Origin of the sequence: Pseudomonas sp. AM4(2022) (assembly GCF_036346515.1) — a bacterium.
Classification (GTDB): Bacteria; Pseudomonadota; Gammaproteobacteria; order Pseudomonadales; family Pseudomonadaceae; genus Aquipseudomonas; species Aquipseudomonas paracarnis.
In genome coordinates, this window is sequence record NZ_JAOTNW010000001.1 from 372,203 (window position 1) to 396,245 (window position 24,043).

The following is a 24,043-nucleotide window of genomic DNA, read 5'->3' on the forward strand; positions in this document are numbered from 1 at the left end:
TCTGTAGGAGCGAGCTTGCTCGCTCCTACAGACGGCCACGTTTGGATTTCAATCGAACTGGGCGAGCATCCAGCGATGATACTCAGCCATACCCGCCTCACCTTCGCGGGGTGCCCAGTCGGCCAGCTCACCCTCACCCACAGCGCGGTAAGGGCCAGCCTTGCACTCAAACATCACGCTGTCCGGTTCAAGCACTACCAGGCCATGGAACACGCCGGGCGACAGGTCGACACCCTGGCATTCTCCGCCCGCTTCCAACACACGCGTGCTCAACACTTCGCCCGTCTCGCTGAAAATCAGGATTCCCAGGCGCCCTTTGAGCACCAGCAAAGTCTCAGCCTTATCGGCGCTCAGGTGACGGTGAGGCTGTACATAGGTGCTGGGCTGCAAACCGACGGCCATGCGATGACAAGGCTCTTGCATCTCATGAAAGTTAACGTTTTGACGGCCACGGGGATTGGCGGCCGCTTTCTCGGCCAACTCGGCAAACAGCGTCTGATCAAGAAAGCGGGCCATCGATTACATTCCTTTAACGGCGTAGATGCCATTGGCGTTACGCCAGTAGCCCTTGTAGTCCATGCCATACCCGAAGATATAGCGGTCGACGCACGGCAGCCCAACAAAATCGGCCTTGAGTTCAGGGCGGGCTTTGCGGTCGTGGTCTTTATCGATCAACACAGCGGTATGCACTTTGCGCGCGCCGGCATGTTTGCAGAAATCGATGATAGCGCCCAGGGTGTGACCTTCATCGAGAATGTCATCGATGATCAACACGTCACGGTCGATGAACGACACTTCCGGCTTGGCCTTCCAGAACAAGTCGCCGCCGCTGGTCTCATTGCGATAGCGGGTGGCGTGCAGGTAAGAGGCTTCCAACGGAAACTGCAGGTGAGTCAGCAATTTACCGGCGAAGATCAGGCCACCGTTCATCACACAAAAGACCACCGGGTTGGTGTCGGCCATTTCGCGGGTGATGTGCGCGCCAACCTTGGCGATCGCTGCTTCGACTTGCGCTTCGGTGTACAGGCAGTCAGCCTCGTGCATGATTTGACGGATATGCTCGAGATCAGCAGACATGGCGCTCTCCAAGGGGGTGCTGTGGCAAGAAAAGCGGGCGAAGGTACGCTTCTCGTGCGCTCCAATCAAGCCTTTATGGACTAACGTACTTGATGTCTATAGGACAACACCCTCGGATAGATTAATCTAGGCCGGTTTTTTTGCCCGCCGCCGGAGCCTTTCCTATGCCCACTCGCGAGATCCGCCACCCGCTGATCCGACACAAACTCGGCCTTATGCGCCGTGCCGACATTAGCACGAAGAACTTCCGTGAGCTTGCTCAGGAAGTCGGAGCGTTGCTCACTTACGAAGCCACCAAGGATTTGCCTCTGGAAACCTACGAGATCCCCGGTTGGGCCGGTCCCGTACAAGTGGAGAAAATCGCCGGTAAGAAAATTACCGTGGTGCCGATCCTGCGCGCCGGTATCGGCATGCTCGAAGGTGTACTCAGCCTGATTCCGGGCGCCAAGGTCAGCGCCGTGGGCGTGGCCCGCAATGAAGAAACACTGCAGGCCCACACCTACCTGGAAAAACTCGTCCCGGAAATCAACGAACGCCTGGCCATGATCATCGACCCGATGCTCGCCACCGGCAGTTCCATGGTCGCCACCATCGACTTGCTGAAAAAGGCCGGCTGCAAGGACATCCGCGCCATGGTGCTGGTGGCCGCGCCCGAAGGCATCGCCGCCGTCGAGAAAGCCCACCCGGACGTGCAGATCTACACCGCGTCCATCGATGAGCGGCTGAACGAACACGGCTACATCATCCCGGGCCTTGGCGATGCGGGCGACAAGATCTTCGGCACCAAGCAGAAGGACGCGTGAGCATGCAGGATGAATTCAACGACCCGCTTTGGCGCCAGATCCTGTCTGGCGCACAAATGCTCTTCGTAGCATTTGGCGCGCTGGTGTTGATGCCGCTGATCACAGGTCTTGATCCAAACGTCGCGCTGTTTACCGCAGGCCTGGGCACGTTGTTGTTCCAGGTGGTGACAGGGCGGCAGGTGCCGGTATTTTTGGCATCGAGCTTCGCGTTCATCACCCCGATCATTCTCGCCAAGGGCCAGTTCGGCCTGGCGGCGACCATGGGCGGGGTGATGGCGGCCGGTTTCGTCTATACGTTCCTGGGCCTGGCCGTGAAGGTCAAGGGCACCGGCTTTATCGATCAGCTGCTGCCACCGGTGGTCATCGGCCCGGTGATCATCTCGATCGGTCTGGCCATGGCGCCGATTGCCGCCAATATGGCCATGGGCAAGTCCGGCGACGGTGCGGAGCTGATCCACTACCAGACCGCCATGCTGATCTCGATGCCAGCGCTGCTCACCACCTTGATCGTGGCGGTGTTCGGCAAGGGCATTTTCCGCCTGGTGCCGATCATTTCCGGCGTGCTGGTGGGTTTTGCCATGTCGTTCTACTTTGGTGTGGTCGACACGGCGAAGATCGCCGCCGCACCCTGGTTCGCCCTGCCCCACTTCACCGCGCCGGAGTTCAACTGGCAGGCGATCCTGTTTATCGTCCCGGTAGCACTGGCCCCGGCGATCGAGCATATCGGTGGTGTGATTGCGGTAGGCAGCGTGACCGGCCGCGATTACCTGAAAAAACCTGGCCTGCATCGCACGCTGCTGGGTGACGGTATCGCCACCACGGCTGCCGGCATGTTTGGCGGCCCGCCGAACACCACCTACGCCGAAGTGACCGGCGCCGTGATGCTGACCAAGAACTACAACCCGAAAATCATGACTTGGGCAGCAGTGTTTGCCATCAGCCTGGCGTTCATCGGCAAGTTCGGCGCGCTGCTGCAGAGCATCCCGGTACCGGTGATGGGCGGGATTCTGTGCCTGCTGTTCGGCTCGATTGCTGCGGTGGGGATGAACACGCTGATTCGCCACAAGATCGACCTGGGCGAGGCGCGCAACCTGGTGATTGTGTCGGTAACGCTGGTATTCGGGATTGGCGGTGTGCTGGTCGGCACCGGCACCGGCCCGGATGATTTCGGCCTCAAGGGCATCGCCCTGTGTGCGGTGGTGGCAATTGGTTTGAACTTGCTGCTGCCGGGCAATGATGGCTGGAAGAACAAGAAGCCGGATGATGAGCCGCTGATCTAACCAACGCCACAAACCAAATGTGGGAGCGGGCTTGCTCGCGAAGGCGCAGTGTCAGTCAATAGTTGTGTGACTGATAAACCGCTTTCGCGAGCAAGCCCGCTCCCACATTTTTGATCTCCTGTGCGACTTAGAGCTCGCCGAGCCCGTCGATCAGCGCCTGGTTCTGCTCCGGCGTCCCGATGCTGATCCGCAGGAACTGGGCAATCCGCTCCTGCTTGAAGTGCCGCACAATCACCCCTTGCTCCCGCAACTTGGCGGCCAACCCTGCAGCGTCATGCCGCGGGTGACGCGCGAAGATGAAGTTCGCCGCCGACGGCAACACCTCAAACCCCTTGCCCTGCAATTGCGCGACGACCTGGTTGCGGCTGTCGATCACCCGCAGGCAGGTCTTCTCAAAGTATTCGCGGTCGTCAAACGCGGCCGCCGCACCAACAATCGCCATCCGATCCAGCGGGTAGGAGTTGAAGCTGTTCTTGACCCGCTCCAGCGCTTCGATCAGGTCTGGGTGGCCCACGGCCAGGCCCACACGCAAACCGGCCAGTGAGCGCGATTTGGACAGGGTCTGGGTCACCAGCAGGTTCGGGTAACGGTCGACCAGGCTGATGGCAGTTTCGCCGCCGAAGTCGATATAGGCTTCATCGACCACCACCACAGAATCCGGGCTGGCCTTGAGAATCTGCTCCACCGCGTCCAGCGCCAGTACGCAGCCGGTGGGCGCGTTAGGGTTGGGGAAGATGATCCCGCCGTTGGGCCTGGCATAGTCAGCAGCCCGAATCTGGAACTGCTCGTCCAATGCCACCGCATCGAACGTGATGCCGTACAGGCCGCAGTACACCGGGTAGAAGCTGTAGCTGATATCCGGGAACAGCAGCGGCAGATCGTGCTGGAATAGGCCATGGAAGATGTGCGCCAAGACTTCGTCGGAACCGTTGCCGAGGAACACCTTGCCGGCATCGATCCCGTAATACTTGGCCACGGCCTGCTTGAGCAGGTCGCTGTTGGGGTCCGGGTACAGGCGCAAGTTGTCATTCAACTCGGCCTGCATTGCCGCCAGCGCCTTGGGCGATGGGCCGTAGGGGTTTTCGTTGGTATTGAGCTTGACCAGCTTGGTCAGCTTCGGTTGCTCACCGGGTACGTAAGGCACCAGGTCCTTGACGAAAGGGCTCCAGAATTTGCTCATGCCTCACTCTCCCTTGACGATGCGGTATTCAGCGCTACGGGCGTGAGCGCTGAGGGATTCACCACGGGCCAGCACCGAGGCGGTCTTGCCCAGCTCGGAAGCGCCTTGTGGCGAGCAGAAGATAATCGACGAGCGCTTCTGGAAGTCGTACACCCCCAGCGGCGACGAGAAACGCGCAGTGCCGGAGGTTGGCAACACGTGGTTGGGGCCGGCGCAGTAGTCGCCCAGGGCTTCACTGGTGTGACGGCCCATGAAGATCGCCCCTGCGTGACGGATCGACGGCAACCAGGCCTGTGGGTCCGCTACGGACAGCTCCAGGTGCTCCGGTGCGATGCGGTTGGCCACCTCAATGGCTTGCTCCATGTCACGCACCAAAATCAGCGCACCACGGCCGTTGATCGACTTCTCGATGATCTCGGCACGCTCCATGGTCGGCAGCAGCTTATTGATACTGGCGGCGACCTTGTCGAGGAACTCGGCATCGGGGCTGACCAGGATCGCCTGGGCATCTTCGTCGTGCTCCGCCTGGGAGAACAGGTCCATGGCGATCCAGTCCGGGTCGGTCTGGCCGTCACACACCACCAGGATTTCCGAGGGCCCGGCAATCATGTCGATACCGACCTGGCCGAACACGTGGCGCTTGGCGGTGGCGACGTAGATGTTGCCTGGGCCGACCACCTTGTCGACCTTCGGCACGCTTTCAGTGCCGTAGGCCAGCGCTGCGACGGCCTGGGCGCCACCGATGGTGAACACACGGTCGACACCGGCGATGCAGGCGGCAGCCAGCACCAACTCGTTGATTTCGCCACGGGGGGTCGGCACCACCATGACCACTTCGGTCACGCCCGCGACTTTGGCCGGGATCGCATTCATCAGCACCGACGATGGATACGACGCCTTACCGCCCGGCACGTACAGACCGGCGCGGTCCAGTGGCGTGACCTTCTGACCCAGCACCGTGCCATCGGCCTCGGTGTAGCTCCAGGAGTCCTGCTTCTGTTTTTCGTGATAGCTGCGCACCCGCGCCGCAGCGACTTCCAGGGCTTCGCGCTGTGGCGCGGTGATGCGCGTGAGGGCCAGCTCCAGGCGTTCACGCGGCAGGATCAGATCGGCCATGGACTGCACGTCCAAGCCGTCGAACTGGCGGGTGAAGTCCACCAGCGCCGCATCACCGCGCTCGCGCACGGCCTTGATAATGTCGAGCACCCGCTGGTTGACCGAGTCGTCGGACACGCTTTCCCAGCTCAGCAGATGATCCAGATGATGGGCGAAATCCGGGTCGGCAGCGTTGAGTCGGGCAATTGCAGTGGACGTGGTCATAGCGAGGGCCTCAATAGAATTGGCAAAAACTCAGGCGCCCTAAACTAGCAGTCGTTTCCGCTTGGGCACCTGAGAATTCTGGCTATGAGGCGGATAGACGGGCGTAGCTCTTCAGCTACGCGGGTGAGTCAACCGCGGTGTCGAGACTCCACTGCCTTGCGCAGGGTGTCGATCAACGCCTGGATACGGGCGTGCTGCATCTTCATCGAAGCTTTGTTGACGATCAGGCGGGAGCTGATGTCGGCGATGAAATCCTGGGGTTCCAAACCGTTGGCGCGCAGGGTGTTACCGGTGTCGACCACGTCGATGATCTTGTCGGCCAGGCCAATCAGCGGCGCCAGCTCCATGGAGCCGTAGAGCTTGATGATATCGACCTGACGGCCTTGTTCGGCGTAATAGCGCTTGGCGACGTTGACGAATTTGGTGGCGACCCGCAGGCGGCCTTTGGGTTCGACATCACCGACGCGGCCAGCGGTCATCAGTTTGCACAGGGCGATGCGCAGGTCCAATGGCTCGTACAGCCCCTGGCCGCCGTATTCCATCAGCACGTCCTTGCCGGCAACACCCAGGTCGGCAGCGCCATGTTCAACGTAGGTCGGCACGTCGGTAGCCCGCACGATCAGCAGGCGCACGTCGTCCTGGGTCGTGGGGATGATCAGCTTGCGGCTCTTGTCCGGATTCTCGGTCGGCACGATGCCCGCTTCAGCCAGAAGCGGCAACGTGTCGTCAAGGATGCGGCCCTTGGACAGTGCGATGGTCAACATGGGAAATGTCAGTCCTTCATCAGGCTATTGCTGTCCGGTCGCAAACGGCGCCAGACACAGATCGAGGCCATGACAGTCTCGATTTGAAACAAACCAGTTAACAACAAACTGTGGCGAGGGAGCTTGCTCCCGCTGGGACGCGAAGCGGCCCCCGAAGAGCGGGACTGCTACGCAGTCCAGCGGGAGCAAGCTCCCTCGCCACAAACAGGGGGTTAGCCCGGTACGCGGCGGATTTTTGCGCCGAGCATCTGCAGTTTCTCTTCAATGCACTCGTAACCACGGTCTATGTGGTAGATGCGGTCGATCAGGGTGTCACCTTCGGCGCACAGTGCCGAGATCACCAGGCTGGCCGAGGCACGCAGGTCGGTTGCCATTACTGGCGCGCCCTTGAGCTTGTCGATGCCGGTGACGATAGCGGTGTTGCCTTCGACCTGGATCTTGGCGCCCATGCGGTGCAGTTCATACACGTGCATGAAACGGTTTTCGAAGATGGTCTCGATCACGGCACCGGTGCCTTCGGCAATCGCGTTCAAGGAGATGAACTGCGCTTGCATGTCGGTCGGGAACGCCGGATACGGAGCAGTACGCACGTTGACAGCTTTTGGCCGCTTGCCGTGCATGTTCAGCTCGATCCAGTCTTCGCCGGTGGTGATCTCTGCGCCGGCTTCCTTGAGTTTTTCCAGGACGGCTTCAAGGATAGTCGGATCGGTGTCCTTGACCTTCACACGGCCACCGGTCACGGCAGCGGCAACCAGGTAGGTGCCGGTCTCGATGCGGTCAGGCATGACTTTGTAAGTGGCGGTGTGCAGACGCTCTACACCGTCAATAGTGATGGTGTCGGTGCCAGCGCCGGAAACTTTGGCGCCCATGGCGTTGAGGAAGTTGGCCAGGTCGACCACCTCCGGCTCACGCGCGGCGTTTTGCAGCACGCTGCGGCCTTTGGCCAGGGCAGCGGCCATCATAATGTTCTCGGTACCGGTGACGCTGACGGTATCGAAGAAGAAGTTCGCGCCACGCAGGCCGCCTTCCGGCGCCTTGGCCTTGATGTAGCCGCCTTCGACGTCGATGACTGCGCCCATGGCCTCAAGGCCACGGATGTGCAGGTCGACCGGACGCGAACCAATGGCGCAACCGCCAGGCAAAGCCACTTCGGCTTCGCCGAAACGGGCAACCATCGGGCCCAGCACCAGGATCGACGCACGCATGGTTTTCACCAGTTCGTACGGGGCGATCAAGGTCTTGATGGTGCGTGGGTCGATTTCGACCGCCAGCTTCTCGTCGATCACCGGCTCAATGCCCATGCGACCGAACAGTTCGATCATGGTGGTGATGTCGTGCAGGTGCGGCAGGTTGGCCACAGTCACCGGGCCATCGCACAGCAGGGTCGCTGCCAGGATCGGCAAGGCGGAGTTTTTCGCACCGGAAATGCGGATCTCGCCATCAAGGCGGGCACCGCCGGTAATAATCAATTTATCCATAAGAATCTCGACGCCTTGGGGGCTCAGGTGCGCTCGGCCCAGGCCGCGCGGCTGAAAAATTTCATAGTGACCGCATGGATGCTGCCATCGGTGATCCATGGGTTCAAATGGGCATAGATCTGCTGCTGACGCTTGACCGGGCTCAATGCCGCCAGTTCATCGCTAATCACGTTCAGCTGGAATTTGCAGCCTTCGCCTTCAACTTCTACAGTCGTTTCAGGCAGCTTTCCTTCAAGGAAGCTCTTAACTTCTAGGGCCTGCATGCTCAACCTCTATCGGCGCCCAGTGCGCACGGGTCGCACATCATACAAAAAAGCCCCGCGCCTGCGAACCCCGCATAGCAGGACTCTGACGGGGGGCTTCTTTAATAATGTGTATTAAGGATGCGCCAACAGCTCGGTCAAACCGGAAACTTCGGCAATTTCGCGCATGTCTTCTGGCAACGCACGGATGCTGACCGGTTTTTTCGCCGCCTCGGCATCACGCATGAAGCACAGCAACAACGACAGGCCAACACTGCTGGACTTGGTCACTGCCGAGCAATCGAGCACCAGCTCTGGCGCCTTGCTGGCCTTGATCAGCGCCTGGCCCCGCTTGCGCAGGTCAGGCCCGGTGCGGTAATCCAGCACGCCGCTGAGGAACAGCTCGCCGGCATCGCCGATACGAACAGCCGACTCGGTCATTGCGCAGGCTTCCCGGCAGCTTTGTCGGTTTCTTCCTTGGCCTTGGCCACTTCACCGGCCCAACCATTGATGGTCTTGTCCAGGTCGTTGCCATTGCGCTGCATTGCGTCGGCGAACTGATCACGGAACAGCTTGCCGATATTGATACCGTTGATGATCACGTTGCGCAGTTTCCACTCGCCGTTGATCTTCGTCAGGGTGTAGGACACTGGGTACACGGCGCCATTGCTGCCGGAGACTTTCATCCCGACTTCGGCACGGTCGCCCGACTCGTCCTTGGGCGCGTCAACGATAATGCCCTGGTTGTTGTATTCCAGCAGAGCGTTACCGTAGAACTGGAACAGGCCCTTCTTGAAGTTTTCCTGGAACGTCTGCATCTGCGCAGGCGTAGCCTTGCGCGAATACTTGACCGTCATGATGCTTTTGGAAATACCTTCAGCGTCGACCACAGGACCAACGATCGTGTTGAGCGCGTTGTAGAACTTGGAAGGGTCTTGCTTGTACTGTTCTTTATTAGCCTTGAGGTCAGCCAGCATTTTGCTGGTGGTGTCCTGCACCAAATCGTGGGCAGAACCTGCCGCGTTGGCCATCATCGGCAATGCTGCAAGCAGTACCAGCAGGCCACGTCGCAAGGTAGAGATCATGAACAGATTCCTCATTTGGCGTCTTTATTGACCGTATTGAGCAAAAATTTCCCGATCAGGTCTTCAAGCACCAGCGACGACTGCGTGTCGTGGATGGTCGAACCATCCTTGAGCAGGGCTGTTTCCCCGCCTACGCTGACACCGATGTACTTCTCGCCCAGCAAACCCGCAGTGAGGATAGATGCCGTGGAGTCAGTTGGCAGATTATCTACCTTCTTGTCCAGTTGCATCGTCACCCGACCGGTGAAGCTGTCGCGATCCAGATCGATTGCCGTGACTTTGCCGATGGTGACACCGGCCATGGTCACTTTGGATCTGACCGTCAAACCGGCGATATTGTCGAAGTACGCGTAAAGTTTATAAGTATCGGCGGTAGGGCTGGCCGACAGGCCGCTGACTCGCAGGGCCAACAACAGTAAAGCCAGGATGCCAGCCAGCAAGAAAAGGCCGACACCGATTTCCACAGTGCGGTTTTGCATCAGAAATCTCCAAACATCAAGGCGGTCAAAATGAAGTCAAGGCCCAGTACCGCCAGCGAGGCGTACACAACGGTCTTGGTGGTGGCACGGCTGATCCCCTCTGAAGTGGGCTCACAGTCATAGCCTTGGAATACGGCAATCCAGGTCACCACAAAGGCAAAGACAATGCTCTTTATGATGCCGTTGAGCACGTCACCGGTGAAGGTCACGCTGTTTTGCATGTTGGCCCAGTAGGAGCCGTCGTAGACCCCCAGCCAGTCAACCGCCACCCACGAACCACCCCAGATACCTACCACGCTGAAGATCATCGCCAGCAGTGGCAGGGAAATGAAGCCGGCCCACAGGCGCGGGGCAACAATGTACTTGAGCGGGTCCACGCCGATCATTTCCAGGCTGGACAGCTGCTCGGTGGACTTCATATTGCCGATTTCAGCGGTCAGCGCCGAGCCCGCACGCCCTGCGAACAACAAGGCGGTGACCACCGGGCCAAGCTCACGCAACAGGGTCAGGGCCACCATCTGCCCTACCGCCTGCTCCGAGCCGTAGCTGGACAGGATATTGAAACCCTGCAGGGCCAGCACCATGCCGATGAACACGCCGGAGACCACAATGATCACCAGGGACATCACCCCCACCGAGTGCAGCTGCTTGACCAGCAGGCCAAAGCCGCCGCCGATGCCGCCGCGCCCCAGCAAGGCGTGGAACAGGAAAATGGTCGAACGCCCCAGCACTTCGACGATGTCGATGCCCGAGCGACCGAAAAGGCGAACCTTCTCGATTAAAGATGTCTTGCGCATCAGCGCTTCCCCAGAAGATCTGAGCGGTAGTCCGCTGCCGGAAAGTGAAAAGGCACCGGGCCATCGGGGTTGCCGGTCATGAATTGGCGAATGCGCGGGTTATCGGCGTTCATCAACTCTTCAGGCGTACCCTGCCCCAGCACCTGACCATCACCCACTACATATAGGTAGTCGGCAATGCTCGCGGTTTCGGCCAGGTCGTGGGACACCACGATGCTGGTGATCCCCAATGCGTCGTTGAGCAGGCGGATCAGGCGCACCAACACGCCCATGGCGATCGGGTCCTGCCCCACGAATGGCTCGTCATACATGAGGATCTGTGGGTCGAGGGCAATGGCCCGCGCCAGGGCGACCCGGCGCTTCATGCCGCCGGACAACTCGTCCGGCATCAGGTCAATGGCGCCGCGAAGGCCCACGGCCTGCAGCTTCAGCAACACGATGTCACGAATCATTTCATCGGAGAGCTGGGTGTGCACCCGCAGCGGGAAGGCCACGTTTTCGAACACATCGAGGTCGGTAAACAGCGCGCCGCTCTGGAATAGCACGCCCATATGCTTGCGCGCATCGAACAGATCGCTGCGCGACAGCGTCGGCAGGTTCTGGCCGTTGACCCACACTTCCCCGGCACTGGGGCGCAATTGCATGCCCATCAGGCGCAACAGGGTGGTCTTGCCGCAACCGGAAGGCCCCATGATGCCCGTGACCTTGCCGCGAGGAATGCGAATATCGACGTTATTGAAGATGCTGCGCGTCCCGCGCTTGAAGGTAAGACCCTTCAGCTCGACCGCGTAGGCGTTATCGGCACTCATCTAATCTCCTTGGGGATGCAGCCTTTCACTCAGACACCATGTGTGCGACTTTGGTTTTCAACAGATGCGCAATAGTAAGGCACATGGGTTGGCCGGACCGAACTGGCGGCGAACTATATCACCGCTGGTACAGAGCGCCCAAGGCCGGAACAGCGCTGGTTCAGATTTGAGACAGGGAAAAAAGGTTGCTTGCTGTGTTGCCGACGGTGTTTTTCAGTTATCCCGCGCACAAAGCCTGACGAACTTGCGTGAGGGAATCGATCATTACCGCTATAATCGCCGACTTTTCGTCAGGCTATACGATTTCAGACATGAGCCAATCCAGCGACCTTATTCAATCCGCACAACGCACCATACGCCTTGAGCTTGAAGCCGTAGAAGGCTTGCTGGCCCATATCGACGCGGATTTCGTGCGCGCCTGCGAGATGATTCTGGCCAGCAAGGGCCGCGTTGTGGTGGTCGGCATGGGCAAGTCCGGCCACATTGGCAACAAGATCGCGGCGACCTTGGCGAGCACCGGCACCACTGCGTTTTTCGTGCACCCGGCCGAAGCCAGCCACGGCGATATGGGCATGATCACCAAGGATGACGTGATTTTGGCGCTGTCCAACTCCGGCACCACCAACGAAATCGTGACCCTGTTGCCGCTGATCAAGCGCCTGGGCATCCAGATGATCAGCCTCACGGGCAACCCTGAGTCAACGCTGGCCAAGGCCGCCGACGTCAACCTGAACGTGCACGTGGCCCACGAGGCCTGCCCGCTGAACCTGGCGCCCACCTCCTCCACCACCGCCGCACTGGTAATGGGCGATGCACTGGCGGTGGCGCTGCTGGAGGCTCGCGGGTTTACCGCTGAAGACTTCGCATTTTCCCATCCCGGTGGTGCGCTGGGCCGTCGCCTGCTGCTGAAAGTGGAAAACGTCATGCACAGCGGCGCCGAACTGCCGAGCGTTCCACGCGGCACCCTGCTTCGGGATGCGCTGATGGAAATGACCCGCAAGGGCTTGGGCATGACCGCCATCGTCGAAACCGATGGCCGGCTGGCCGGGATATTCACCGACGGTGACCTGCGCCGAACCCTGGACCGCACCATTGATATCCATACCGCCACCATCGACGCCGTAATGACCCCTCACGGCAAGACCGCCCGCGCCGAAATGCTCGCGGCTGAAGCGTTGAAAATCATGGAAGACCACCGGATAGGCGCACTGATCGTGGTCGACCACGATGATCGGCCGATCGGGGCCCTTAACCTTGGCGACTTGCTGCGCGCAGGAGTGATGTAAATGACCAGCGACCTGATGCAACGCGGTAAAAACATCAAACTGGCGATTTTCGACGTTGACGGCGTGCTGACGGATGGCCGCCTGTACTTCCTCGAAGACGGCAGCGAATTCAAGACTTTCAACACCCTTGACGGCCAAGGCATCAAGATGCTGATGGCGGCGGGCGTGCAAACCGCAATTATCAGCGGTCGAAAAACACCGGTTGTGGAACGCCGCGCACAAAACCTCGGTATTCCTCACCTGTATCAGGGCCGCGAGGATAAACTGGTGGTGCTGGACGAGCTTCTTGGCCAACTCAACCTAAGCTATGAACAGGTCGCCTATCTGGGCGACGACCTGCCAGACCTGCCGGTAATCCGCCGAGTGGGCCTGGGCATGGCCGTCGCGAATGCCGCGGCGTTTGTGCGCGAACACGCCCATGGCATCACCACCGCCCGTGGCGGCGAAGGTGCCGCCCGCGAGTTCTGCGAGTTGATCCTGCGTGCCCAGGGCAGTCTTGAAGCGGCCCACGCCGCCTACCTATAGAGCGTTATATGCTGAGCAAAAAGATTCGCAACTTCCTGTTATTCGGGGTCATCGCCGCGCTGTTACTGGCGGTGGGCTACTGGAATATCAGCCCGGAGCGCTTTCTCGACAAGCCTGTTGCGCAGGTTGACGAAGGCCTTATCGACTATTACGCCACCAATGCCTACAGCATTCAGTACCTGCCCGACGGTAAGGTGCAGTATGAGATGACATCGGACAAAGTCGAGCACTTGAAGGCTTCCGAGGTCAGCCTGCTGACCAATCCGGACCTGAACCTGTATCGCGGCACTGAATTTCCCTGGCACGTCACCAGCAAGCGTGGCGAGGTCAACCACGACGGCACCGAAGTTGAACTGATCGACTCGGTTCGCGTCGCACGTACAGACGCACAGAACCGTGACACCATCATTACCAGCAGTCGTATGACCGTATTCCCACAGAAGCAATATGCGCAGACCGAGCAAGACGTTAGAATCGACGGCGCTGGCGGTGTATCGACTGGCAAGGGAATGAAAGCGTATTTGAAAGAAAGCAGGATACACCTGCTATCGAACGTAAGAGGACAGTATGAGGCTCGTTAAAACCCTCCCTATTTTGCTCGGTCTGGGCGCAGCACTGGGAAGCGTGAGCGCCTGGGCTCTGCCGAACGATAGCCAGCAACCGATCCATATTTCGGCTGACGATGCACAGCTCGATGACAAGAAAGGTGTTGCTACCTACACCGGTGGCGTAATCATCACCCAGGGCTCGATGAAGATCACCGGCAACACGGTGACCCTGACGCGTACCCCCGCAGGCGACATTGACGTGGTGACGTCGGTGGGCAACCTGGCTTACTTCGAACAGCAGCAGTCGGCGACCGATACCGGCAAGATGAAGGGCTACGGCAAGACCATCCAGTATCACGCCCTGCAGAACCGCATTGTCCTGATCGATCAGGCCAAGGTGCTCAGCCCCGATGGCAACTCCACGGAAGGTGAGAAAATCACCTACGACACCGTGAAACAGATCGCTAATGCCGGTCGCGCCAATGGCAATAAGGTCACCTCGCCACGCCCGCGCATCGACATGGTTATCCAGCCGAAGAAGAAGGCCGAGTAATGGCAACCCTGAAAGCCCAGCATCTGGCCAAGGCCTATAAAAGCCGCCAGGTGGTACGCGACGTCAGCCTGTCGATCGACAGCGGCCAGATCGTCGGTTTGCTCGGCCCAAACGGTGCCGGCAAAACCACTTGCTTCTATATGATCGTCGGGCTGGTCCAGGCAGACCAGGGTCGTGTATTGATCGACGACCTGGATGTCAGCCATCAACCCATGCACGGTCGTGCGCGGGCAGGTATCGGCTATCTTCCCCAGGAAGCGTCGATCTTCCGCAAACTGTCGGTAGCCGACAACATCATGGCGATCCTCGAGACCCGCAAGGAACTCGATCGCGATGGCCGCCGCCAGGAGCTGGAAAGCCTGCTGCAGGAATTCCACATCAACCATATTCGCGACAACCTCGGCATGAGCCTGTCCGGTGGTGAGCGGCGCCGCGTGGAAATCGCTCGCGCCCTGGCGACCGCGCCGAAATTCATCCTGCTGGATGAACCCTTTGCCGGTGTCGACCCGATTTCGGTGGGCGACATCAAGCAGATCATCCATCACCTCAAGGCCAAGGGCATTGGCGTGCTGATCACCGACCACAACGTGCGCGAAACCCTCGATATCTGCGAGACCGCTTATATCGTCAACGATGGCCAGCTGATTGCCGAAGGCGATGCCGAGACTATCCTGGCTAACGAGCTGGTGAAGGAAGTGTACCTGGGTCACGAGTTCCGCCTGTAAACACAGGGGTATCGCGCTTTTCCCTGGAGCGCGCGGGAGTCAATAGAAACCTCGGTTTTTTTATTGTTACCGCGCTCTAGGCAAAGGCCCCGAGATCAGGCATATAATTTGCTTATGTTTGGCGCTCACGCGCCCTGTCGTGGATGGCGCATTGCGCCGGCGAATAAGGTGTTAAGCCCCTGCCATGAAACCATCGCTAGTCCTGAGAATGGGCCAGCAGCTGACGATGACACCGCAGCTGCAACAGGCCATCCGCCTGCTCCAATTGTCGACCCTGGACCTGCAACAGGAAATCCAGGAGGCTCTGGAGTCCAATCCGATGCTCGAACGCCAGGAAGAAGGCGACGACTTCGACAACGCAGATCCGCTGGCCGACAACATCGAGCAAAAACCCAATCCCGACGTGCAGGAACCCTCCTATCAGGAAACCGCCCCGACGGTGGACAACCTGGAGGAAGGCGACTGGAACGAACGCATTCCCAACGAGCTTCCCGTGGACACCGCGTGGGAAGACGTCTACCAAACCAGCGCCAGCAGCCTGCCGAGCAACGATGATGACGAGTGGGACTTCACTACCCGCACGTCGGCGGGCGAGAGCCTGCAGAGCCACTTGTTGTGGCAACTGAACCTGGCGCCGATGTCCGATACCGATCGCCTGATCGCGGTCACCCTGATCGACTGCATCAACAACCAGGGCTATCTGGACGAAACCCTCGACGAGATCCTCGAGGCCTTCGATCCGGAACTGGATATCGAACTGGACGAAATCGAAGTCGTCCTGCACCGCATCCAGCAATTCGAGCCCGCCGGCATTGGCGCCCGCACACTCAGCGAGTGCCTGCTGCTGCAACTGCGCCAATTGCCGGCCAAGACGCCATGGCTCACCGAAGCGCAACGCCTGGTCAGCGACTACATCGACCTGCTGGGCAGTCGCGACTACAGCCAACTGATGCGCCGCATGAAGCTCAAGGAAGATGATTTGCGCCAGGTCATCGAACTGGTGCAGAGCCTCAACCCGCGCCCAGGCTCGCAGATCGAATCCAGCGAAGCCGAATACGTAGTGCCTGACGTCATCGTGCGCAAGGACAACGAACGCTGGCTGGTAGAGCTGAACCAGGAGTCGGTACCGCGCCTGCGGGTCAACCCGCAATACGCAGGTTTTGTGCGCCGCGCAGACACCAGCGCCGACAATACCTTCATGCGCAACCAGTTGCAGGAAGCCCGGTGGTTCATCAAGAGCCTGCAAAGCCGCAACGAAACCCTGATGAAAGTCGCGACGCAAATCGTCGAACACCAACGCGGTTTCCTGGAATACGGCGACGAGGCCATGAAGCCTCTGGTGCTGCACGACATCGCCGAAGCCGTCGGCATGCACGAATCGACGATTTCCCGGGTCACCACGCAGAAATTCATGCATACCCCACGGGGTATTTATGAGCTGAAATACTTTTTCTCCAGCCACGTCAGCACCTCCGAAGGCGGCGAATGCTCGTCCACGGCGATCCGCGCGATCATCAAAAAACTGGTTGCTGCGGAAAATCAGAAAAAGCCGTTGAGTGACAGCAAGATCGCTGGTTTACTGGAGGCACAAGGCATTCAGGTCGCCCGTCGAACCGTCGCCAAGTACCGCGAGTCCCTAGGGATCGCGCCTTCCAGCGAGCGTAAGCGTTTGATGTGACGGGCGGGCCACAGCGTTCCAGTGGTGGGTATTCCTGCCCACCGCTTTATGCACTGGCAACGAAGGAGAAGCTGTATGCAAGTCAACATCAGTGGACACCAGCTGGAAGTCACCAAGCCCCTGCGTGAATACACCGAGAGCAAGCTGAACAAACTTGCGGGGCATTTTGACAAGATCACTAACGTGCAGGTCATCATGGAGGTCGATAAGCTCAAGCAGAAAATCGAGGCCACCCTGCACGTACCGAATGCCAAACTCGTCGCCAATGCGGAACATGAAGACATGTACGCGGCGATCGACTCGCTCTACGACAAGCTCGACCGCCAACTCATAAAGCATAAGGAAAAGAATCTGCACCTGATGCAAGGTACAGGTCGTTAACCCTCCCCCATGATCCAACTTCAAACCATCCTGACCCCCGGCCGTTCCCTCGTGAACGTGCCGGGCGGCAGTAAAAAGCGCGCCCTGGAACAAATTGCCAACCTGATCAGCAGCCAAGTGCCTGAGCTGGAGATGCAAGATGTTTTCGAGGCTCTGATTGCCCGTGAAAAACTCGGCTCCACCGGTTTTGGCAACGGCATCGCTATTCCTCACTGCCGCCTCGAAGGCTGCCAGACCCCGGTCAGCGCCTTGCTGCACCTGGAAAAACCCATCGACTTCGACGCCATCGACGGCGCTCCGGTTGACCTGCTGTTCGTGCTGCTGGTCCCGCAAGCCGCCACCGATGCGCACCTGGAACTGCTCCGGCAGATAGCCAGTATGCTCGACCGCAAGGAAGTACGTGACAAGTTGCGCAGTGCCAGCAGCAACGAGGCGCTGTATCAGGTCGTCCTGGATGAACAAAACGGGCAGTAATCATGCGTTTGATCATCGTCAGCGGCCGTTCCGGCTCAGGTAAAAGCACCGCCCTCAATGTGCTTGAGGACAACGGTTTCTATTGCATCGACAACTTGCCCGCCGGCCTGCTGCCGGAGCTGGCAGAACGCGCCCTCATCCATACCGAATTGGCCCAGCCTTTGGTTGCCGTGTCGATTGACGCCCGCAACCTGCCCAGCCACCTCTCGCGGTTCCCGGAACTGTTGGAGGAAGTGCGCGCCAAGCACATTCATTGCGATGTGCTGTACCTGGATGCCGACGAAGAAACCCTGCTCAAGCGTTTCTCCGAAACCCGTCGACGCCACCCGCTCAGCAGTGCCAACCGCTCACTGGCCGAAGCCATTGAAGACGAGACCAAACTGCTGGGGCCGATCATTGATCTGGCCGACCTGAAGATCAACACCACCAGCCTGAACCTGTACCAGTTGCGTGACGCGATCAAGTTGCGCCTGCTGAATCAGCCCGAGCCGGGCACGGCGTTCCTGGTTGAGTCGTTTGGCTTCAAGCGTGGCATGCCGGTCGATGCCGACCTGGTGTTCGATGTGCGCTGCCTGCCCAATCCTTACTGGAAGCCGGAATTGCGCGATCAGTCGGGGCTGGATCAGCCTGTCGCCGACTACCTCGCCGCGCAGCCGGATGTGGAAGAGATGTTCCAGGACATCTCCAGCTACCTGCTTAAATGGTTGCCGCGTTTTGCCGCCAGCAATCGGGCCTATGTCACCATTGCCATTGGCTGCACCGGCGGCCACCACCGCTCGGTCTATTTAACCGAACGGCTGGGCCAGGTGCTGCAACAAACCCTCAAGAACGTCCAGGTTCGCCACCGCGACCTTAGCTGAAAGGAACACCACTGCGATGCCGGCTCGGGAAATTGAAATCATCAACAAGCTGGGCCTGCACGCCCGGGCGTCGGCTAAATTCGTCGGCGTGGCCGGGCAATTCCCCTGCCAGATTCGTGCTGGGCGTACGCCAGAGTCCATGGTCGATGGCAAAAGTATCATGGCGATGATGATGTTGGCGGCCGGCAAGGGCACCAAGATCCATCTGAGCACCGAAGGCGAGCAAGAAGACGAAGCAATGGCCGCACTGGTCGAGTTGATCAACAACTACTTCGACGAAGGCGAATAACCCCTACCGTAGGAGCGAGCCTGCTCGCAAAAAACGTCAACGATAACGCGGGCATCCTGATTTAAAACGCGGTGCTCTTGCGTTCTTCGCGAGCAAGCTCGCTCCTACAGGGAGCCACCCTCAGCCCAACGCTGTATCCATCACCATCATCAGGCAAAACCCGAGGCACAGCCCAAGGCTGGCGAGCTTCTCATGGCCATTGCGGCGCGACTCGGGGATGACTTCATGAGTCACTACCAGCAACATTGCCCCGGCGGCCAGCGCCAAACCCAACGGCAATAGCACTTCGGCAAGGCTCACCAGCCATGCGCAGAGCACCGCAAATACCGGTTCAACCAAGCCCGATGCAGCGCCAATCAAAAAGGCTTTGATCCGCGACATTCCCGCCCCAGCCAATACCAACGCAATCACCAGCCCTTCAGGTACATCCTGCAAGGCAATGCCCATGGCGAGACTGTCGGCATCCGCCATGCCTCCGCCCGCAGAAACGCCCACAGCCATGCCTTCCGGGATGTTGTGCGCGATGATGGCAAACACGAATAACCAAATACGCGGCGGGATAACCGGTTTGTCCGGTGTACCCACCAGCATTTCCGGGCTGGCGCCAGAAACCTTGCGATCTACGAGGTACAGGCCGAACGCCCCGAGCATGATGCCGAAGCTGATCAAGCCACCGGCGCCCCAAGGTGAAAGTCCCAGGCTTTCGGCGGCGGCAATACCCGGCACGACCAGGGAAAACGCAGTCGCCGCCAGCATCACACCGGCACCAAAGCCCAGCAGGGTGTCGCTCAGCGCCATCGGCATGCGCCGAATCACCAACACCGGCACCGCGCCCAGCGCCGTGCCGAGCGCGCAGATTGCTCCACCCTGCAAAGCGCGCAGGATGCGCGGCTCCAGGTTCAACCAGGCCAGCCCATGGGCCACCAATAACGCAGTACCTGCCAACAGCAGCAGCGTGCCAAACGCATAACGAAACATTCGTACGCTACCGATCGCCAGTGTTTGAGTGCCCATAGTCGGCCTTAGATCTTGTTATGGAGTGAGTGTCAGGCCAAGGCCGCCTGATAGCGCGCGGCAACTTCCGGCCAGTTGATGACGCTGTAAAAGGCATTGATGTACTCGGGTCGTCGGTTTTGATATTGCAGGTAGTAAGCGTGCTCCCAAACATCCAGGCCGAGGACCGGTGTGTTGCCGCTCATCAGCGGGCTGTCCTGGTTGCCGCTGCTTTCCACCACCAGCGTTTTCTGTGGGGTAACGCTCAGCCAGGCCCAGCCGCTGCCGAAACGCGTCAATGCCGCCTTGGTAAACGCGTCCTTGAAGCTGTCGAAGCCGCCAAGTTGCTCGTCGATGGCCTTGCCCAGCGCGCCCTCGGGTTTGCCTCCCCCTGTAGGTGACATGACCGCCCAGAACAACGAGTGGTTCGCATGCCCACCTCCTTGGTTGACCACGGCAGCGCGCAGTTTCTCCGGCAATGTTTGGACGCTGGACACCAACTTCTCCACCGGCCAGCCAGCGAACTCAGTGCCCTCGACCGCGGCATTGAGGTTATTGATGTAGGTCTGGTGGTGCTTGGTGTAGTGAATTTCCATGGTTTGCGCGTCGATATGCGGCTCGAGGGCGTCGTAGGCGTAAGGCAAGGCCGGCAAGGTATAGGTCATATCAATGTGCTCCATAGTGGGACGTGGACGTTGGCGTCGCAGCACTGCCCAGCAGCCGATGAGTGCGTGGGTATTCGCCGTGATCGCTGATGAAATTCAGCAGTTCGACGTAGGTCTTGCTGCTCTGGCGCAACGCGGCCTCGCGCAATGACGGGCTGAGGCGTGGGTCCTGCATGGTCTGTAAGAGGCGCTGATGGATAGCGCAGAGGTATTCCGCGCTTTCCTCTGGCTGGTTCAGGCGCAAGTGCAGGTCCGCCAGGTTGTGATGGGAAATGACACAGGCCGCCACTGCTTCGTCGGCATCCGCCCAGCGTTCGAACAACACTTGGGCCAGGGCCAGGGCTTGCAGATAGGCCTCGCGAGCGTCAACCAGCTCACCTGCCATAAAGCAGCGATTGGCCCGTTCGATCGTGCGTTTCCAGTGCTCCATGGTGCGCCTCCAAAGCAGGGTCGTTGATTACACGCCGCCGGCGGTGAGCTTTTCCGGGTCCAGCAGGACTTCCAGTTGGCTGCGAGGCAGGTCGGTGTGTTCGAGGGCGACATCGATCACCGGGCGGCCTTGCTGATACGCCTTCTTGGCGATTTCAGCGGCTTTCTGGTAGCCGATGATCGGGTTAAGTGCGGTGACCAGGATCGGATTGCGCGACAGCGCTTCCTTGAGCTTGGGCTCGTTGACCTTGAAGCTGGCAATGGCCTTGTCCGCCAGCAACCGGCTGGAGTTGGCCAGCAACTCAAGGCTGCTGAGCAGGTTTTGGGCAATGATCGGCAACATCACATTCAGTTCGAAATTGCCCGATTGACCGGCCACCGTGATCACTGTGTCATTGCCGATGACCTGGGCGGCCACCATGGCTGTCGCCTCCGGGATTACCGGGTTGACCTTGCCCGGCATAATCGACGAGCCCGGCTGCAGCGCTTCCAGTTCGATTTCACCCAGGCCAGCCAATGGGCCGGAGTTCATCCAGCGCAGGTCATTGGCGATCTTCATCAGCGACACCGCCGTGGCTTTCAACTGGCCAGAGACTGCAACGGCGGTGTCCTGGGAGCCAATCAGCGCAAACAGGTTCTTGCCGGGCGTGAATTTCACACCGGTCAAAAGGCTCAGTTGCTGGCTGAAGCGCCCGGCAAACTCGGGGTGTGCGTTGATCCCGGTACCGACCGCCGTGCCGCCCTGAGCCAATGCTTGCAGCGCCGGCAGCAGGTCCTGCAAGTGGCCGATATTGGCCTTGAGCTGCTGCGCCCAGCCGTTCAGCACCTGGCTCATGCGCACCGGCATGGCGTCCATCAAATGCGTGCGGCCGGTCTTGATGAACGGGTGAACCGCCTCGGCTTTTTGCTCGATGACCTGCACCAGATGCAGCAGGGCCGGCAGCGTTTGCTCATGCAGCACCAACGCGGCACTGACGTGGATGGTGGTGGGGATGATGTCGTTGCTGCTCTGGCTGCAATTCACATGGTCGTTGGGGTTAACCGCCTCGCCCAGCAAACGGCTGGCAAGCGTCGCGATCACTTCGTTGGCGTTCATGTTGGAGCTGGTGCCGGAGCCGGTCTGGAAGATATCCACCGGGAAGTGCTGCATGTAGTCGCCTTCCAGCAAACCTTGGGCGGCATCGACAATGGCCTTGCCCTGCCCTTCGCTGATTTGCTTGAGGTCGACGTTGACCTTCGCGGCGGCGGTCTTGGCCAGGATTAGGGCGCGGATGAATTGCGCCGGCATGGGTTGATGACTGATCGGAAAGTTGTTCACCGCACGCTGTGTTTGTGCGCCATACAAAGCTTCTTGCGGCACATGCAGTTCGCCCATGCTGTCGCGTTCGATACGGGTGTTACTCATCATTAGATCCTTGCACCAAGTCAGAAACGGAAATCGAAGGCAGTAATTCGCAGCTCGCCAATTGCCAGGCAAAGGTCTGCCAGCGCTTGAGGCGGCAGGCACAGTGGGAGAGTTTTTCCAGGTCGCGCAGTGGCCGCCAGGCCTGGTCCAGGCACAGGGAGCGCCAATGCCAGGGCAAGGCGACATCAGCGGCGGTGTCGATCAACAAGCGGAATGAGGTTTCGGCGATCGTCCACGGATGGGTTGCGGTGCAACACGCCAGGTACCGACCTTCGTTCAGGTAATGCTCAATCAGGCGGGGTTCATTGGGATCCAGGCCACAGCGAATCTGGCGGCTCATCCAACGCCAGCTTTCCAGATAGGGATCCTCATGCAGGACAGAACTCATGAGCCACACTCATTCGGTAATGATATTTATTATTAAATGATATTGAGAATCAAAACAAGAGCAGCCCATTAATCCTGCCAAAAGAGGCGCAATAAAAAAGGCGCGCCATCTTTGCGATGGCGCGCCTTTCAGGACGTGCGGGAGGGATTAGCTGCCAGCGACCGTCATGCGTTCGATAAGCACCGAACCCGTGCGGATATTGCTGCGCAGTTCAAGGTCGTTACCCACGGCAACGATCTGCTTGAACATATCGCGCATATTGCCGGCGATGGTCACTTCCTGGACGGCGAACTGAATCTCGCCATTCTCCACCCAGAAGCCCGCCGCACCACGCGAGTAATCACCAGTAACCATGTTCAGGCCATGGCCCATCAATTCAGTCACCAGCAACCCACGCCCCATCCGCCGCAACAACGCCGCCTGGTCTTCATCACCGTGGGTCACGAACAGGTTATGCACGCCGCCCGCGTTAGCGGTGCTTGGCAAGCCCAGCTTGCGACCGGCATAAGTGCCCAGCACATAGGACACCAGCTCACCCTTCTCGACAAACGGCTTGGCATAGGTCGCCAGGCCATCGCCGTCGAACGACGAACTGCCCATCGCGCGCATCAGATGCGGGCGCTCGTCGATGGTCAACCACTCAGGAAACAGTTTCTGGCCGATGGCGCCCTCAAGGAACGAAGATTTGCGATACAGGTTGCCACCGGAGATCGCCCCCAGGAAGCTGCCGAATAAACCACCGGCCAGTTCTGCGGAAAACAGCACAGGCACTTCGCAGGTCGGCACCGGGCGCGCGCCCAGGCGGCTCGCAGCCCGTTGCGCCGCACGCAGGCCAATGCTTGCAGGGTCGGCCAGTAAATCGCCTTGGCGGTTTACGTCGTACCAGTAATCACGCTGCATCTGCCCGTTGGCTTCGGCAATCATCACGCAACTGAGGCTGTGACGCGTGGAGGCATAACCACCGATAAAGCCATGGCTGTTGCCGTAGACGCGGCAACCCTGATGGGTGCTCAAGGTGGTGCCGTCAGCATTCTTTATGCGGGCATCGGCATCGAAGGCTGCCGCTTCGCAGGTCAGCGCCAGCTCGATGGCTTGCTCAGGGGTGATATCCCAGGCATGGAACAGGTCGAAATCCTGCACATCCTTGGCCATCAGCGCCTTGTCGGCCAGGCCCGAGCTTTCATCCTCGGACGTGTGCTTGGCAATCGCCAGTGCTGCGGCGACGGTCTCGCGAATCGCCTCAGGGCCACTGGCGGAAGTGCTGGCCGAGCCTTTGCGCTGGCCCGCATACAAGGTAATGCCAAACCCTTGGTCGCGATTGAATTCAACCGTTTCCACTTCCCGCTGGCGCACCGAAGTCGACAACCCTTGCTCCAGCGACACCGCCACTTCACAGGCGCTGGCCCCCTGGCGCTTGGCCTCGGCAAGGATCTGCTCGACTTGTTCCTGCAGTGCCGGTAACGCTTGTGGACCGACGCTTTGGGCTGCACTCATGGTTTTCTCCACTCAAATTCTGCTTTCGGTAATGGC

General features: G+C 59.5%; 30 protein-coding genes. 12 read left to right on the top strand and 18 right to left on the bottom strand.

Annotated features, from left to right (window positions below; genetic code table 11):
* Positions 1-48: 48 nt before the first annotated feature.
* Together ODQ19_RS01635 and ODQ19_RS01640 are read right to left on the bottom strand one after the other, a co-directional pair.
* Entirely contained in the window at positions 49-516 is a 468-nt protein-coding gene (locus ODQ19_RS01635; RefSeq protein WP_020301262.1) for a WbuC family cupin fold metalloprotein, read from the bottom strand.
* 3 nt (positions 517-519) lie between these two features.
* The gene (locus ODQ19_RS01640; RefSeq protein ID WP_003188610.1) at positions 520-1,077 is read right to left on the bottom strand and encodes a hypoxanthine-guanine phosphoribosyltransferase; all 558 of its coding nucleotides are present in this window, start codon (positions 1,075-1,077) and stop codon (positions 520-522) included.
* Between the two features lie 164 nt (positions 1,078-1,241).
* On the opposite strand from ODQ19_RS01640, the gene upp reads away from it, so the two are divergent.
* Together upp and ODQ19_RS01650 are read left to right on the top strand one after the other, a co-directional pair.
* On the top strand, positions 1,242-1,880 hold the full coding sequence (gene upp, locus ODQ19_RS01645; RefSeq protein WP_017138223.1) for a uracil phosphoribosyltransferase: 639 nt from the start codon (positions 1,242-1,244) through the stop codon (positions 1,878-1,880).
* 2 nt (positions 1,881-1,882) lie between these two features.
* A complete protein-coding gene (locus ODQ19_RS01650; RefSeq protein ID WP_330209190.1) occupies positions 1,883-3,160 on the top strand; it encodes a uracil-xanthine permease family protein in 1,278 nt (425 codons plus the stop codon).
* Between the two features lie 127 nt (positions 3,161-3,287).
* Here the strand turns inward: ODQ19_RS01650 and hisC are convergent, their stop codons facing one another.
* The 10 genes from hisC to ODQ19_RS01700 form a co-directional block, all read right to left on the bottom strand.
* Positions 3,288-4,340 (bottom strand): histidinol-phosphate transaminase, encoded by a 1,053-nt coding sequence (gene hisC / locus ODQ19_RS01655; protein WP_116667161.1) that lies wholly within the window; start codon positions 4,338-4,340, stop codon positions 3,288-3,290.
* 3 nt (positions 4,341-4,343) lie between these two features.
* Complete coding sequence (hisD, locus tag ODQ19_RS01660; protein ID WP_054919317.1) at positions 4,344-5,660, bottom strand: histidinol dehydrogenase; 1,317 nt, start codon at positions 5,658-5,660, stop codon at positions 4,344-4,346.
* Positions 5,661-5,788: 128 nt separating this feature from the next.
* Positions 5,789-6,424 carry an ATP phosphoribosyltransferase gene (gene hisG / locus ODQ19_RS01665; RefSeq protein WP_003188599.1) on the bottom strand — a complete coding sequence of 212 codons (636 nt, stop codon included), beginning with the start codon at positions 6,422-6,424 and terminating at the stop codon, positions 5,789-5,791.
* Positions 6,425-6,636: 212 nt separating this feature from the next.
* Positions 6,637-7,902: a UDP-N-acetylglucosamine 1-carboxyvinyltransferase gene (gene murA / locus ODQ19_RS01670; protein WP_005784861.1), complete on the bottom strand. Its 1,266-nt coding sequence runs from the start codon at positions 7,900-7,902 to the stop codon at positions 6,637-6,639.
* 23 nt (positions 7,903-7,925) lie between these two features.
* On the bottom strand, positions 7,926-8,165 hold the full coding sequence (locus ODQ19_RS01675; RefSeq protein ID WP_330209191.1) for a BolA family protein: 240 nt from the start codon (positions 8,163-8,165) through the stop codon (positions 7,926-7,928).
* A 114-nt stretch (positions 8,166-8,279) separates the two neighbouring features.
* On the bottom strand, positions 8,280-8,585 hold the full coding sequence (locus ODQ19_RS01680) for an STAS domain-containing protein (protein WP_116667159.1): 306 nt from the start codon (positions 8,583-8,585) through the stop codon (positions 8,280-8,282).
* Positions 8,582-9,229, bottom strand: coding sequence for an MlaC/ttg2D family ABC transporter substrate-binding protein (locus ODQ19_RS01685; RefSeq protein ID WP_014716940.1), 648 nt, complete (start codon positions 9,227-9,229; stop codon positions 8,582-8,584). The genes ODQ19_RS01680 and ODQ19_RS01685 overlap by 4 nt, the downstream gene beginning before the upstream one ends.
* An 11-nt stretch (positions 9,230-9,240) precedes the next feature.
* Positions 9,241-9,708: an outer membrane lipid asymmetry maintenance protein MlaD gene (gene mlaD, locus ODQ19_RS01690; protein ID WP_003188593.1), complete on the bottom strand. Its 468-nt coding sequence runs from the start codon at positions 9,706-9,708 to the stop codon at positions 9,241-9,243.
* Positions 9,708-10,505: a lipid asymmetry maintenance ABC transporter permease subunit MlaE gene (gene mlaE / locus ODQ19_RS01695; RefSeq protein WP_003188592.1), complete on the bottom strand. Its 798-nt coding sequence runs from the start codon at positions 10,503-10,505 to the stop codon at positions 9,708-9,710. Before mlaE ends, mlaD begins: the two co-directional genes overlap by 1 nt.
* Complete coding sequence (locus ODQ19_RS01700) at positions 10,505-11,314, bottom strand: ATP-binding cassette domain-containing protein (RefSeq protein ID WP_003188590.1); 810 nt, start codon at positions 11,312-11,314, stop codon at positions 10,505-10,507. The genes mlaE and ODQ19_RS01700 overlap by 1 nt, the downstream gene beginning before the upstream one ends.
* Before the next feature lie 311 nt (positions 11,315-11,625).
* Between ODQ19_RS01700 and ODQ19_RS01705 the strand changes: the two genes are divergently transcribed.
* The 10 genes from ODQ19_RS01705 (at position 11,626) to ODQ19_RS01750 (ending at position 18,633) form a co-directional block, all read left to right on the top strand.
* Positions 11,626-12,600, top strand: a complete 975-nt coding sequence (locus tag ODQ19_RS01705) for a KpsF/GutQ family sugar-phosphate isomerase (RefSeq protein WP_032893550.1) — start codon at positions 11,626-11,628, stop codon at positions 12,598-12,600.
* Positions 12,601-13,125, top strand: a complete 525-nt coding sequence (locus tag ODQ19_RS01710; RefSeq protein ID WP_003188588.1) for a KdsC family phosphatase — start codon at positions 12,601-12,603, stop codon at positions 13,123-13,125.
* An 8-nt stretch (positions 13,126-13,133) separates the two neighbouring features.
* Positions 13,134-13,706, top strand: a complete 573-nt coding sequence (lptC, locus tag ODQ19_RS01715; RefSeq protein ID WP_330209192.1) for an LPS export ABC transporter periplasmic protein LptC — start codon at positions 13,134-13,136, stop codon at positions 13,704-13,706.
* On the top strand, positions 13,693-14,226 hold the full coding sequence (lptA, locus tag ODQ19_RS01720) for a lipopolysaccharide transport periplasmic protein LptA (RefSeq protein WP_116667158.1): 534 nt from the start codon (positions 13,693-13,695) through the stop codon (positions 14,224-14,226). The genes lptC and lptA overlap by 14 nt, the downstream gene beginning before the upstream one ends.
* Positions 14,226-14,951 (top strand): LPS export ABC transporter ATP-binding protein, encoded by a 726-nt coding sequence (gene lptB, locus ODQ19_RS01725; RefSeq protein ID WP_003188582.1) that lies wholly within the window; start codon positions 14,226-14,228, stop codon positions 14,949-14,951. The genes lptA and lptB overlap by 1 nt, the downstream gene beginning before the upstream one ends.
* Before the next feature lie 184 nt (positions 14,952-15,135).
* Complete coding sequence (locus ODQ19_RS01730) at positions 15,136-16,629, top strand: RNA polymerase factor sigma-54 (RefSeq protein WP_330209193.1); 1,494 nt, start codon at positions 15,136-15,138, stop codon at positions 16,627-16,629.
* 75 nt (positions 16,630-16,704) lie between these two features.
* Positions 16,705-17,010, top strand: a complete 306-nt coding sequence (hpf, locus tag ODQ19_RS01735) for a ribosome hibernation-promoting factor, HPF/YfiA family (RefSeq protein WP_003171804.1) — start codon at positions 16,705-16,707, stop codon at positions 17,008-17,010.
* 9 nt (positions 17,011-17,019) lie between these two features.
* Entirely contained in the window at positions 17,020-17,484 is a 465-nt protein-coding gene (gene ptsN / locus ODQ19_RS01740) for a PTS IIA-like nitrogen regulatory protein PtsN (RefSeq protein WP_032877784.1), read from the top strand.
* 2 nt (positions 17,485-17,486) lie between these two features.
* The gene (rapZ, locus tag ODQ19_RS01745) at positions 17,487-18,344 is read left to right on the top strand and encodes an RNase adapter RapZ (RefSeq protein ID WP_005784834.1); all 858 of its coding nucleotides are present in this window, start codon (positions 17,487-17,489) and stop codon (positions 18,342-18,344) included.
* A gap of 16 nt (positions 18,345-18,360) precedes the next feature.
* Positions 18,361-18,633: an HPr family phosphocarrier protein gene (locus ODQ19_RS01750; RefSeq protein ID WP_032893555.1), complete on the top strand. Its 273-nt coding sequence runs from the start codon at positions 18,361-18,363 to the stop codon at positions 18,631-18,633.
* A 120-nt stretch (positions 18,634-18,753) separates the two neighbouring features.
* On the opposite strand, the gene ODQ19_RS01755 is transcribed toward ODQ19_RS01750, so the two are convergent.
* The 6 genes from ODQ19_RS01755 to pmbA form a co-directional block, all read right to left on the bottom strand.
* Positions 18,754-19,647: a ZIP family metal transporter gene (locus ODQ19_RS01755; protein WP_116667154.1), complete on the bottom strand. Its 894-nt coding sequence runs from the start codon at positions 19,645-19,647 to the stop codon at positions 18,754-18,756.
* 32 nt (positions 19,648-19,679) lie between these two features.
* On the bottom strand, positions 19,680-20,291 hold the full coding sequence (locus ODQ19_RS01760) for a superoxide dismutase (RefSeq protein ID WP_116667153.1): 612 nt from the start codon (positions 20,289-20,291) through the stop codon (positions 19,680-19,682).
* Between the two features lies 1 nt (position 20,292).
* Positions 20,293-20,721 carry a hypothetical protein gene (locus tag ODQ19_RS01765; protein WP_003188573.1) on the bottom strand — a complete coding sequence of 143 codons (429 nt, stop codon included), beginning with the start codon at positions 20,719-20,721 and terminating at the stop codon, positions 20,293-20,295.
* A 27-nt stretch (positions 20,722-20,748) separates the two neighbouring features.
* Positions 20,749-22,125, bottom strand: a complete 1,377-nt coding sequence (locus tag ODQ19_RS01770) for a class II fumarate hydratase (protein WP_330209194.1) — start codon at positions 22,123-22,125, stop codon at positions 20,749-20,751.
* The gene (locus ODQ19_RS01775) at positions 22,118-22,513 is read right to left on the bottom strand and encodes a hypothetical protein (RefSeq protein ID WP_003188570.1); all 396 of its coding nucleotides are present in this window, start codon (positions 22,511-22,513) and stop codon (positions 22,118-22,120) included. Before ODQ19_RS01775 ends, ODQ19_RS01770 begins: the two co-directional genes overlap by 8 nt.
* 147 nt (positions 22,514-22,660) lie before the next feature.
* Positions 22,661-24,007 carry a metalloprotease PmbA gene (gene pmbA / locus ODQ19_RS01780; RefSeq protein WP_044271627.1) on the bottom strand — a complete coding sequence of 449 codons (1,347 nt, stop codon included), beginning with the start codon at positions 24,005-24,007 and terminating at the stop codon, positions 22,661-22,663.
* Positions 24,008-24,043: the final 36 nt, after the last annotated feature.